At 47.0% G+C, this 13,270-nt stretch carries 8 protein-coding genes and 1 pseudogene; 8 read left to right on the top strand and 1 reads right to left on the bottom strand.

Going from position 1 to position 13,270, the window contains the following annotated elements; genetic code table 11:
• Nucleotides 1-43: 43 nt before the first annotated feature.
• On the bottom strand, nucleotides 44-2,524 hold the full coding sequence (locus BST85_RS07570) for a M14 family metallopeptidase (protein ID WP_104812693.1): 2,481 nt from the start codon (nucleotides 2,522-2,524) through the stop codon (nucleotides 44-46).
• A gap of 173 nt (nucleotides 2,525-2,697) precedes the next feature.
• On the opposite strand from BST85_RS07570, the pseudogene bshC reads away from it, so the two are divergent.
• The 8 genes and pseudogenes from bshC to BST85_RS07530 all read left to right on the top strand — a co-directional run bounded on the left by bshC (nucleotide 2,698) and on the right by BST85_RS07530 (nucleotide 13,259).
• Nucleotides 2,698-4,298: pseudogene (gene bshC, locus BST85_RS07565) on the top strand (bacillithiol biosynthesis cysteine-adding enzyme BshC).
• A 64-nt stretch (nucleotides 4,299-4,362) separates the two neighbouring features.
• Nucleotides 4,363-5,892 carry a glutamine-hydrolyzing GMP synthase gene (gene guaA, locus BST85_RS07560; protein WP_104812692.1) on the top strand — a complete coding sequence of 510 codons (1,530 nt, stop codon included), beginning with the start codon at nucleotides 4,363-4,365 and terminating at the stop codon, nucleotides 5,890-5,892.
• A complete protein-coding gene (locus tag BST85_RS07555; RefSeq protein WP_104812691.1) occupies nucleotides 5,883-7,784 on the top strand; it encodes a LysM peptidoglycan-binding domain-containing protein in 1,902 nt (633 codons plus the stop codon). Before guaA ends, BST85_RS07555 begins: the two co-directional genes overlap by 10 nt.
• Nucleotides 7,784-8,188 (top strand): OsmC family protein, encoded by a 405-nt coding sequence (locus BST85_RS07550; RefSeq protein WP_104812690.1) that lies wholly within the window; start codon nucleotides 7,784-7,786, stop codon nucleotides 8,186-8,188. The genes BST85_RS07555 and BST85_RS07550 overlap by 1 nt, the downstream gene beginning before the upstream one ends.
• A 47-nt stretch (nucleotides 8,189-8,235) precedes the next feature.
• A complete protein-coding gene (locus BST85_RS14330; RefSeq protein WP_104812689.1) occupies nucleotides 8,236-8,772 on the top strand; it encodes a DUF922 domain-containing protein in 537 nt (178 codons plus the stop codon).
• A gap of 146 nt (nucleotides 8,773-8,918) precedes the next feature.
• The gene (locus BST85_RS07540; protein ID WP_104812688.1) at nucleotides 8,919-10,535 is read left to right on the top strand and encodes a CTP synthase; all 1,617 of its coding nucleotides are present in this window, start codon (nucleotides 8,919-8,921) and stop codon (nucleotides 10,533-10,535) included.
• Nucleotides 10,536-10,621: 86 nt separating this feature from the next.
• Nucleotides 10,622-12,511, top strand: coding sequence for a membrane protein insertase YidC (gene yidC, locus BST85_RS07535; protein ID WP_104812687.1), 1,890 nt, complete (start codon nucleotides 10,622-10,624; stop codon nucleotides 12,509-12,511).
• Nucleotides 12,512-12,575: 64 nt separating this feature from the next.
• Nucleotides 12,576-13,259, top strand: coding sequence for a toxin-antitoxin system YwqK family antitoxin (locus BST85_RS07530; protein ID WP_104812686.1), 684 nt, complete (start codon nucleotides 12,576-12,578; stop codon nucleotides 13,257-13,259).
• Nucleotides 13,260-13,270 lie beyond the last annotated feature (11 nt).

The raw sequence follows: 13,270 nt of genomic DNA, 5'->3' as shown, positions 1-13,270 counted from the left end.
AAAAGCCGGGCTTGAGAGCCCGGCTTTTTGATTTTAATTCTGTTTACAGCCTAAAGACGTTACTGTTCACAAAGAAGATACTGTTTGCCATAAACAGCTTCCCGTTTTCCCAGAAGGAACGGAAGAGTACATCGTCTACCAGGTAAACCACTGATCCTCTTCCCATACGCTGTTCTCCGAAGACAAGGGAATTTTTAAGTCCGGCCTTGGCTTTCTCTCCGGAGAATCCAGAAACGCTATTCGGTTCCTCCCCGATATGACCGACATTAAATCCACCGTCCAGCAATTTATAGGAAGTGCCGCCCAACTTCAAACTGAAGTAGTCCTTGTCATAGCCAAAAGCCATGGGGTGTGTATTATCTACACTTACCTGGTAAATGGCTCCTGTGATCATGTTCTTCACATAATCCTGCTCTCGTTGATCATAGGGTAACAGTTTAGATGAGTCTTCATCTTCATCGTCACTAGTCTCATTCGATGCAATTCCGAAGCCATCTTTACCTTCAAAGGCACCAGCTGCTCCTCCAATGGCAATGACCTTTCCGCCATCTCTGATCCAGGATTTTAGCCCATCCAGGTTATTCCCATTCAGCATTCGACCATACCACCCGCTGGGCATGACCAAAATGTCAAAGTTCGCCAGTGCATCGGTGCTGAAATCGTCAGTATCAATGGAAGTGATGGGGTAATTTAATTGAGTCTCAAAATAATGCCAGGTGGCCCCATAACTCAGGGAGGAGGTTCCATCTCCTTTCAGAACGGCGATCCTGTTCTTGGGTACCAATTTGATATCCGGAGAACCAAAATCGGTTCCGTTGTCCGAAAAGCTGGTTGGTGATGCAAAGAGAGCTCGTCCATGTTTATTGGCCATGCTGGTTACCAAGGCGTCGAAATCCGGGTTTTGCCTGTTGTCACTCTTTGTGATGACTAAACTTCCCTTCTTAAACTGCCTGCCAGCAAAGCTGAGGTCTTTCTCAGAAAACCGGACCTTCACATCATTTGCCAGCAGGTCCGAGAGGAATGCGGCATCCTGCATGCTATTCCAAGGTAGTATATAACCCGGTGTCCCAATGACTACCTGGTTGATCACGTTGGCAATTGGAGCTGTTCCATTGGCAGAGACCAGGGAAGTGCTGGCCACACATTCCAAACCGTAGGCGTGTGGTATACTCCAGGCAGTAATGTCATAGGTTAGCGGAGTGCTAAGTTTCGCATCCGGATCGAACAAAACCTTGACCATTTTTCCCTTGGGTTGATTGGTACTAACGATCAATGCCCCGGAAGCCGAAACGCTGCCCGATCCATTCTCAGTATAACTGAATCCACTAACTGAACCGCCGGAGCCATACCCGTACCGTATTTCGTGCCTATCCAACAGAGCGGCCAGAGCGGCGATCTTATCTGGGTGGCCATTCAGCACATAACTTTTATACTTCATCCCGCTGTTGTCGTTAAAGAAGTTGCGGAATTCCTCATTCAAACGTGCGGCATTGCGAGAAGAGATCTCCACGGTAGATAATCCTGTGGTGTTGTGATGAGCCACTCGATCTACCAGGGTGAGTTCGTAGCCCTCGTCGGTGTCAATGCCCAAACCAGCTCGACCGTGTCCGGCCTGCTCGTAAGTCATTCCAATTGCCCCCATATAGGTAGGGTAGGTGTCCCCATAACTTGGATAGAGCAGGTCGAAACGCTCTCGGGTGAAGAACAACCAACCTTCTGCATCGAAGTACTTGGCATGATTCTTCCCGATCTGGGTCTGAAACTCTCGCTGCCAGGGAGATATGATCTCGTGATATGGTTCTGCTGCAGGTGCAAAATAGTATGGCTCGTTGATCCCTTGCTCATGGAAGTCTACATGTACGTGAGGCATCCACTGGTTATAGATCACCAGCCGTTGTTGAGTCTCAACCTGCGAGGCCCACGCCCAATCTCGATTCAGGTCGAACAAATAGTGATTAGGGCGACCACCTGGCCAGGGTTCATTGTGTTCTGTTGCAATTTGAGCAGAGTTGTAGGGTGTCGCTTTAACCTGGTTATACCAATTAGCATACCGATCCCGACCATCAGGGTTGATACACGGATCTATGATCACTACGGTATTCTCTAACCAGGCTTTCTTTTGAGTGATGAGTTCATAGAGGGTTTGCATGGAGGCTTCTGTAGACGAAGCTTCGTTCCCGTGTACATTATAGCTTAACCAAACAATGGCAACATCTGGTTGGGCGCTTCCACTTTCCAACCCGATACTTTTTAGGTTGTCTGTCCGGATCTGTTCGATCTTGGCCAGGTTGGCTGAAGTTGAAACAATGGCATAGGTTAAAGGACGCCTTTCGTTGGTCTTTCCGTATTGGTGGTAAGTGACCATATCGCTATTGGACGCCACATGCTCAAAATAGCGGACTACGTCTGCATGTCTCGAAAATTCGGTCCCGATGGTGTATCCCAGGAAATCTGATGGAGACTGCAACTGGGCTTGCGCGAATAGCCCGATAAACAGTAACAGGCCGGTAAGAATTAATCTCATAGTTGGTTATTATAAATTCGGCTAAAACTACTAAAATAAGTCTGAAGAGAATGGCTGGTTAAGCCAATTTTATGAGGGAATTGGGAAGCTCCTGTGGCCTGTGATCAAATTAACTTATCTTTAGAACTTATCGGGCCCAATTGGGTTATTTTTGTTTACCATTCGCGTTGTTTATGCCCACCATTACTCTCCCTTATTCCGAGGCTGGTTACTTTTCTGCCATCATTCTGGATTATTTACAACAAAGGCCTGAATTGAATTCGTTTTACGGTCGATTTCCAAGCCTCGAGGGTCTAAGTGATCAGCTTGCGGATCGTGAGGCTCAGTATGATCCTGCGATCAGAAAGGCTTTGGCTACCGAACTGGAAAATCAGTACAAAGGCCTAGAGTTTAGCGACATCACCAGGGCTAACCTAAAAGCACTTAAGGAGTCCAATACCTTTACCATTACTACGGGACATCAACTGAATTTGTTTAGTGGGCCGCTCTATTTTCTGTATAAGATCTTTTCCGTCATCAACTTGTGTGAACGTTTAAAGGAAGAGCATCCTGCCAAGAATTTCGTACCTGTGTTTTGGATGGCCAGTGAGGATCACGATTTTGAGGAGATCAACTATTTCAACCTCCACGGCAAGAAATTCAAGTGGGAGCACGAGGCCGGAGGAGCAGTTGGCGACCTGGACACCCAAGGCTTGGATCGAGTTGCCAAACTGTTGGAGTCCGAACTGGGAAAGTCTACCAACGGAAAGTATTTATCGGATCTCTTTGTTAATGCTTATACGAAGCACAATGATCTGAGCGCTGCTACCCGCTATCTGGCCAATGAATTGTTTTCGGCCTATGGACTGGTTATAGTGGACGGTAATTCTGCAGCCTTGAAGAAGTGGATGATCCCATACTTTAAAAAAGAACTGCTTGAACAACCTACTCATAAGACGGTTGGTCATACTTCTGGACAATTGGAGGAGTTGGGGTATAAACGTCAGGTCAATCCCAGAGAGATCAATCTTTTTTACCTGGGGCAAGGCAATCGAGTCCGTATTGTAGAGCACGAGGAAGGTTTTGGGTTGTCCGATGGTCAGCAACAGTGGTCCAAAGAGCAGCTGCTTAACCAATTAGATGAGTACCCTGAACGGTTCTCACCCAATGCCCTGCTCAGACCGTTATACCAGGAGGTCATTCTGCCCAATCTGTGTTATATCGGTGGAGGAGGAGAATTGGCCTATTGGTTGCAACTTCGAAGTTGTTTTGAGTCTTTCCAGGTACCATTTCCTGTGGTTATGCTCCGTAATTCGGCTCTTTTGGCCACTGAGAAACAGTGGAAAAAATTCGAATCCTTCGATATCCCTATAGCCTCATTTTTCTCCGGAAGGGAGCAATTGATCAATGATTATACCCATCAGCATTCGGAAATTAAAATTGATTTTGAACCACAACGGGCACATTTGGTCGAACAATTCAAAGCTCTTCACCAATTGGCAACACAGACCGACCGCTCATTCGAGGGGCTGTGGCAGCCCAAGAGAAAAAGCAATTGAACGGTTTGGACCGATTGGAGAAAAGACTACTCAAGGCGCAGAAAAGAAAATTCTCAGATAGCATTCAACGTCTAATGGCACTTTGGAATGAGTTATTTCCCGGAGGGTCCTTGCAGGAGAGAGGGGTCAATTTCTCTCAATTCTATATGCTGTGGGATCAGGCCCTGATGGACCGATTAAAATCGGATCTAGATCCCTTGTTGCAGCAATTCAGTATAGTGGTGCTGGAGGACTGAATCCGATCTGTAAATTTTGATCCCGGCGCTGGGATTCCAATTAAATTTTAAGCTACTTTTGCCTATGCAAAACAATGTTCTGATTCTCGATTTTGGATCTCAATACACTCAACTGATTGCCAGGAGAGTACGTGAGCTAAATATCTACTGTGAGATCCATCCCTACCACCATATTCCGGAAGATCTGGAAAGTTTTAAGGCTGTAATCCTTTCGGGAAGCCCGTTTTCTGTCCGGTCTGAAGACGCTCCTCATCCCAAGCTGGAAAATATCAAAGGAGAAATTCCTCTGTTAGCAGTTTGCTATGGAGCCCAGTATCTGGCCCAGTTTTACGGAGGTAGCGTAGAGCCCTCCAATATCCGGGAGTACGGACGGGCAAACCTTTCCACCATCATTGGAGAAGAAGTACTATTTGCAGGTATACCGGAAGAGACTCAGGTCTGGATGAGCCACAGCGACACCATCGCCCAATTGCCGGAGCGGGGAATTCGATTGGCCAGTACCAATGATGTCAAGAATGCAGCTTACCGGATTGGTGGAGAAGAGACCTATGGGATCCAATTTCACCCGGAAGTTTATCATACAGAACACGGCAAACTCCTATTAGAGAATTTCCTGATTCACGTAGCTGGTCTGAAACGCAATTGGACTCCGGCTCATTTTGTGGAGGAGACCGTTCAGGACCTGAAAGACAAGGTCGGAGACGGGAAAGTAGTCCTTGGATTAAGTGGAGGTGTAGACTCGACTGTTGCTGCTGTACTACTCAATAAGGCCATAGGGGACAACCTGTATTGCATCTTTGTAAACAACGGACTGCTTAGGAAGAACGAATTTGATAGCGTACTGGAGCAGTACAAAGGAATGGGATTGAATGTAAAGGGAGTTGATGCTTCGGCACGCTTCTTGAGAGCCCTTTCCGGACTGAGCGATCCGGAACTCAAAAGAAAGGCGATCGGTAAGACATTTATCGAAGTCTTTGACGACGAGGCACATTTACTGGAAGACGTAGAGTGGTTAGGTCAAGGGACCATTTATCCGGATGTGATCGAAAGTGTATCGGTTAATGGGCCTTCTGTGACCATCAAGTCGCACCACAATGTTGGAGGACTACCGGACTATATGAAATTGAAAATAGTGGAACCACTCCGGATGCTGTTCAAGGATGAGGTAAGACGAGTGGGTCACGAATTGGGCATCGATTCTGAGTTATTGGGTCGTCATCCATTCCCGGGTCCCGGTCTGGCGATCAGGATATTAGGGACCATAACCGAAGAGAAAGTGAGTATACTACAGGAAGTGGACGATGTGTTCATTTCTGGCTTGAGACGATGGAATCTTTATGATGATATCTGGCAGGCTGGGGCCATCTTGCTTCCCGTTCAGAGTGTTGGTGTAATGGGAGACGAAAGGACCTACGAGCGAGTCGTCGCCCTGAGAGCCGTAGAAAGTACGGATGGGATGACCGCAGATTGGGTTGACCTGCCGCATGAATTCCTGCAGGAGATCTCCAATCATATAATAAATCGGGTGAAAGGCGTTAATAGAGTAGTATACGATATCAGCTCCAAACCACCTGCTACCATCGAATGGGAATAATCAAAAACACACGATCATTACGCTTACTGGCCTGTAGTCTTCTTCTTGTAAGTAAACTCCTGGCGCAATACCGCAGTCATACGGTCCAAGCGGGTGAAACCGTTTACAGTATTGCTAAGCAATACAATGTAAGTACGGCTTCCATCTACGAACTCAATCCCGAAGCGCGCTCTGGTGTTAGCCTGAGTGAGGTGTTGGTGATCCCGGAACAGCAACCTGTCAGATTCCGTAAGCACAAAGTCAAGAAGAAGGAGACCTTGTTCAGCATTGCTCAGAGATACGACATCACGGAAGATGATCTCAAGCGCTACAACAAGCACCTCTATTCCAAACCTTTGAAAAAGGGTGAAAGGCTCCAGATTCCCATCGGCCTTCCCAAGGCTTCTGAAAACCAGGTGAATACGGAAATATCAGAATCCAATACGGCTAATCAGGCAAAGCATCTTGTCGAGCCCAAGGAAACACGCTATGGTATAGCCAGGATGTACGGAATAACCGTTGCCGAATTGGAAGCATTGAATCCAGGGATGCCAGAGAATTTTCCTATCGGAATGGAGCTTATTGTCCCGGAAGAAAAAGTAACTGAAGAGTCTGTGATCGAAGACGATCGATTTGATTTTTACGAAGTCCAGCCCAAAGAGGGGTTCTTTCGGTTAAAGATCAAGCTGGGGCTTAGCCAGGAAGAGATCGTTGCCCTCAATCCATATGCGGCAGACGGCCTCAAGGAGGGAATGATCTTAAAGATTCCCAAGGAAGAGGAAGGTGCTGCTACGGCGTTCGAATCTACAGACCTGGAGTCTTATATCAACAACCGGGATGCCAAGAGGCTGGCCCTGATGTTGCCTTTCCAGGTTCCGAAGTTCGAAACCGATTCGGTAGAACTGAGAAACGCGATCATGCAGGATCCCAGAAACAATGCTGCAAGGGTAGCCCTTGATTTCTACAGTGGGGCCCTGATGGCGGTCGATTTTGCCAAAGATAAAGGGATAGCTGTCCGCATGGATGTGTACGATACAGAGGGAAGTGTAAATGCAGTTAGCCAGATCATGTCCTCCAACAGTTTTGACGGCACTCAGGCCGTGATCGGACCGCTGTTAAAGCGAAATGTTGAATACGTAGCCCGTGAGCTGAGATCGGAGGGAACACCCGTGTTCTCACCGCTGAGTAATCGGGGAATCGATTTGACCTCTAACACCTTCCAGACACTCCCTGATCAGGGAATCATGGAAAAGGCCATGCTGGATTACATCGTAGCAGAATCGGCTGGTAAAAAGATGATCCTGATCACGGATGGTAGCCGGGCAAACCAAGTTGCGGCCATACAAGCCGCGCTGCCTGGAATCCAACTGATCACTCCCCAGGAGGAAGGCTTTATATACCAGGTTCACCTGGAAGAGAAACTAGCCAAGGAGTTACTGGAGAATTGGGTCATTATTGAATCGACCGATCCTATACTGGTCAGCAATGTGATCGGGTTGCTCAACGGCATGCCTACCGAGGAATATGCCATTAGGCTGTTTACGCTGAATAAAGGAGATGTCTTTGAGTTTGACGATGTGTCCAATATGCACCTGGCCAATCTCAATTTCACTTTTCCTGCGGTTAGCAAGCCTTACGATTTTGAAGATAAGAATGCCTTTTTGGTCAGTTATCAGAATAGATACGGGGTCCTGCCCAACCGATATGCGGTACGTGGTTTCGACCTGACTTACGATATTCTACTGCGCCTGGGAACGGCAGATGACATCTATGATGGCAGTGGGCCTAATGTGGCCACGGAATATGTGGAGAACAGATTCCAGTATAACAAGAAAATGTTCTCAGGCTATCGGAATCAGGCCTTTTTTCTGCTGAAATACAATCAGGACCTAAATTTAGAGATCATCAAATAATGCCTACTTCCAAAGTAACCTATCTGGGAGGTCTGAGGACCAATTGCCAACACCTGGCTTCTGGAAACGAATACCTGACCGATGCTCCATTGGATAATCATGGCCTAGGTGAAGCGTTTTCGCCTACCGATACGGTCGCAACCGGATTGGCTAACTGTATGCTCACTGTAATGGGTATAAAAGCCAGGGATATGGGAGTGGAACTGAAAGGATCCACCGCGGAAGTAACCAAGACCATGGCATCAGATCCCAGACGGATCGCCCGAATTGAAGTGACCCTGCATATGCCAGCAGGGATCAGTCCAAAAGATCGAACTATTCTGGAGAGAACCGGAATGACCTGCCCCGTACACCACAGCTTACATCCGGAGATTCAAAAGGATATCGAGTTCCTATGGGGATAATCTGATCGGATCCCCAATAAAATGAGGGATATTCCGTTCTAACCTCAATGAAATTCCTCGTACTCACCATCTTATTATTTCTTCCTAATCAAACCCCAACGGGGGACGAAGACAAAATCCTTTGGAGTGAGGAGCGGAAACTGACCTGGGAGGATTTCAGGGGGACTCCTCAAAGTTGGGGTACTTATGTGGCTAGTACCAGCAGTGGGATCTCATTTTCTTATTCTATTGGAGTCAGAGGTGGGCAACTGGATCTGAAGTATTCTGTAGAGAGCAATTTCTATCCGCAATCTTCCTGGTATAATCCTGATGAGGTCAATGACTACATTCTGCGTCACGAACAAACCCATTTTGATATTTCCGAATTGCATGCCCGTATTTTCCGCAAAGTACTGTCCGAAACAGCCTTTGATCTGGATCCCCAGGATGAACTATCCGATCTGTATGAAGAGGTAGAGCAGGCCAGACGGGCCATGCAACAACTCTACGATAAGGAGACAGATCATTCCAATATTCGGGAAGCTGAAGAGCGCTGGGTGCGTTATGTGGGAGATCGTATGGCCGAATTCGAGCGCTGGAGATAAGCAGTTTTAGGGCTCCTTTGAGTAATTTGTTCACCCTCTTAATCGTTCGCTTTTTCAAGACAATGTTTTGGAAATTTCTTAGCCGATTCCAAGCGAATATTCCGTAACTTTGCCTCCCGTATAGGTAACAACAAGGCTTCTTCTTCATGGGCAATACTAAGTATATCTTCGTTACGGGCGGGGTTTCATCATCATTAGGTAAAGGTATCATTGCGGCCTCTCTGGCCAAGCTGCTTCAGGCACGCGGATTTCGTGTGACCATTCAGAAGCTGGACCCTTATATCAATGTGGATCCCGGCACTTTGAATCCTTATGAGCACGGAGAGTGTTATGTGACCGATGATGGGGCGGAGACTGACCTAGACCTGGGACATTACGAGCGCTTTCTGAACGTGCCAACTTCCCAAGCCAACAATGTAACAACGGGGCGGATCTACCAAAGTGTGATCGAAAAGGAGCGTAAGGGGGAATTCCTTGGAAAAACCGTTCAAGTAATCCCGCATATTACCAACGAGATCAAAGATCGTATACAGATCCTGGGAAAGAATGGCGATTACGACATAGTCATTACAGAGATCGGTGGAACGGTAGGGGATATTGAGTCCTTACCATATATCGAATCCGTCAGACAATTGAAGTGGGAATTGGGCGAGCACAACAGCCTGGTGATCCACCTGACCCTTATCCCTTATCTGGCTGCTGCGGGAGAGCTAAAGACCAAACCAACCCAACACTCGGTAAAGACCTTGATGGAAAGTGGTTTGCAGGCCGATATCCTGGTCTGCCGTACAGAACACGAACTCTCTGATGACCTGAAATCTAAACTGGCTCTATTCTGTAATGTGGAGAAAGAGGCAGTGGTTCAGTCCATCGATGCATCGACCATTTACGATGTTCCCAATATGATGTTTGACGAAGGTTTGGATCAAGTAGCTTTGAAGAAACTGCGCTTGGAAAGTAAAAAGGAACCTCAAATGGAGCCTTGGAACGAGTTCCTGCAACGGCATAAAAATCCCAAAGGGGAGGTTTGTATTGGTCTGATCGGCAAGTATGTCGAATTACAGGACAGTTACAAATCCATACTGGAATCCTTTATACACGGAGGAGCGGCGAACGAGATCAAGGTACGCGTCAGATCCATCCATTCCGAGCATATCGATGTAGACCATATGGATAAGCAGATGGAAGGCCTGGATGGTCTTCTGGTGGCTCCTGGTTTTGGTGAGCGAGGGATTGAAGGCAAGATCGATGCGGTTCGATATGCCCGCGAAAAAGGAATTCCATTCCTGGGGATCTGTCTGGGGATGCAAATGGCGGTAATAGAATACGCCAGGAACATCCTTAATCTGGAAGGAGCCAATTCTACGGAGATGGATGAAAATACTCCTCATCCCGTGATCGATCTGATGGAAGATCAAAAACATGTTACCCATAAAGGCGGTACCATGCGATTAGGATCCTGGAAATGTGATCTGATCGAGGACTCCAAAAGTTTTGAGGCCTATGGCAAAAAACACATATCAGAGCGGCATCGTCACCGCTATGAATTCAACGATAAATATCGCGAGGATCTGGTTAATGCCGGCTTAAAGGTAACTGGAGTAAATCCGGATACCGGATTGGTCGAAGTGGTTGAACTTCCCGACCATCCGTGGTTTGTTGGGGTGCAGTTCCACCCGGAATATAAAAGTACGGTTGCCAATCCGCACCCGCTGTTTGTTGCCTTTGTGGCCGCGGCCTACGAATTTGCCCAAAAGAAATAAGACAATTTGTCTGAAAATAGAAAAGGGGTAGGATTATTGCCACTGTGGGAATACTAATAATCACCGGCTTAGAGTCGGTTTGACATATGGAAGAAAAGAAATTTGATATCAACTCGATAATCGGTTTTGTACTGATCGGAGCCATACTGTTGTTCATGCTCTATCAGAATCAACCAACTGAAGAAGAGTTGGAGGCTGCCCGTATAGAGGCTGCCAAAGAGGAAGCAGAACAGGCTGCAGAAGATAGTACCAAGCAAGCCATCAGTTTCGATGAGGCAACAGAGCAAATAGTGGTTAGTAGTAACGATTCCGTTGCCATGGCCGACGCCCAAAACAAGTTGGGATCATTTGCCTACTCCGCCAGCCTGCCATCAGCACAAGGAGGAACCACCGTGATCGAAAATGATGTGCTGAAGCTCACCGTGAGCAACAAAGGGGGGTATATTACTGAGGCCCTGGTAAAGAACGAAAGCAATTACCTGGGAGAACCTATCTACCTGATCAAGGATGGCAATGCGGACTTGAACATGCAGTTCTCTTCCGAGAACCGATTACTAAACAGCCGTGATCTTTTCTTTGAACCAGAACTGACACAGAACGGGGATAACCCGGTACTTTCCATGAAATTGAAGACTTCTGCGAACAGTTTTCTCGAATATCGATATGAACTGAGACCAGGAGAGTACATGTTGGATTTCAACCTGCGGACCCAGGGTATGGAAGGGATCATGGATACCAGCCGTCCCATTAACCTGGACTGGCAGTTACAGGCCTATCGCACCGCGCGAAGTATTACTTATGAAAATCGATATACTCGTCTGACCTACCAGTACGAAGGGGATAAGCACAGTAAACTGTCTCCTGGTGGAGAAGATGACGAATTGGAGAAAGATGTCAGCTGGATGAACTTCAGACAGCATTTCTTTAGTTCGATGTTACTTACTGATGAGGCATTCCCGGAAGTTCAGTTCACTTCGACAGACTTGGTTGAGGATGAAACAGTAGATACGCTTTATACCAAACGTTATGGAGCTAAGATGTTATTGGAGCCGAAGGGGGGAGCCCTGAGCTACAACATGAACATGTACTACGGCCCGACGGATTACCAGATTCTCAAGGAATATGGCCGTAACCTGGACGAAGCTATGCCTTTGGGCTGGGGAATCTTTGGTGTGATCAACAAATATTTCATCATCCCATTATTTGGATTCTTAAGTGGATTCCTACCTGCAGGAATTGCCATCATCGTCTTGACCATCATCATCAAGATCATGCTTTCCCCTGTTCAGTACAGGCAGTATGTGGCCCAGGCCAAGATGAAGATACTCAAGCCGGAACTGGACGAGATCCGTCAAGAATACGAAGGTGACAATATGAAGATCCAGCAGGAGACCATGAAGTTGCAGAACATCGCCGGCGCCAGTCCTCTAAAGGGATGTTTGCCTGCCTTGATGCAGATCCCGGTCTTCTATGCCCTATTTACCTTCTTTCCCATGGCCTACGACCTCAGGGGGAAGAGTTTCCTCTGGGCGGATGATCTTTCCAGTTATGATGTGGTGTACGAATTACCATTTCACATTCCATTCTATGGAGATCACGTGAGTTTGTTCCCCATCCTGGCTTCAATTGCGATCTTTATCTATATGCGAATGACCATGGGGCAGTCCATGCAGGCACAACAGCAACCGGGAATGCCTAATATGAAGTTCCTGATGTACTTGTCTCCTTTATTCATGCTGGTCTTCTTTAACAACTATGCTAGTGGTCTTTCACTCTATTACTTTACCTCTAATGTGCTGACAATTAGTATTATGCTGGTCATCAAAAACATGATCCTGGACGAGGATAAGATCCACGCCAAGATCCAGGAGAACAAGAAGAAACCAAAGAAGCAAAGCAAGTTTCAGCGTAAAATGAGTGAGATGATGGAGCAGGCCGAGCAACAGAAAAAGAACCAACAACGGGCAAGGAAATAGCCTGTTTGTTCGTATTACACAATTATGGCGATGGTTTGGACGTTTTTGTTCTAAAATCAATCCAGTGAAGCGCTTATTAACTGTTTTTATTCTTATCGTAGTCGGAAACCTTTCTGCCCAGGAATTCAATCAGGTGGATAAGGCCGGAGAGCGTCATGGTCCCTGGCGGAAATACTACGAAGGCACTCAGCAACTGAGATACCAAGGAAGCTTTGAGCATGGTAAGGAAGTGGGGGAATTTCGTTTCTATTGCGGGGATTGCGGGGATCAGCCTTCGGTGATCAAACAGTTTCAGAAGAATTCCAACACGACTGAGGTCAGTTATTTTACCCCAAATGGATTATTAGTTTCCACCGGTAAGATGGTGGGCAAAGCCAGGGAAGGAGAATGGCTGTTCTTTCACAAGGGTACGGACCAGGTGATGACTAGGGAGTTCTATACCAATGGGAAGTTGGATGGGAATTGGGAAACCTATTATCCCAATGGGCAGGTTACCGAAAAGATCACCTACAAAGATGGTATCAAGGAAGGCCCAAACCAGTATTTCTCGCCAGAAGGTGTACTCCTGAAAGACCTTGCCTATGTGCAGGATGAGTTGCAGGGCGAGGCCATCTACTACAACGCCAAAGGGGATGTGGTCATCAAGGGTTTTTACAAGAATGGTAAGAAGCACGGCCTTTGGACCAATTATGCCGATGGGAAACTCATCTCGGAAGAACGCTTTCCCAAACCCAAGAAAAAGCAGTAAGGAGACCTCCT

This window comes from Aureitalea marina (assembly GCF_002943755.1).
Classification (GTDB): domain Bacteria; phylum Bacteroidota; class Bacteroidia; order Flavobacteriales; family Flavobacteriaceae; genus Aureitalea; species Aureitalea marina.
This window is presented reverse-complemented; position numbering and strand designations above follow the sequence as displayed.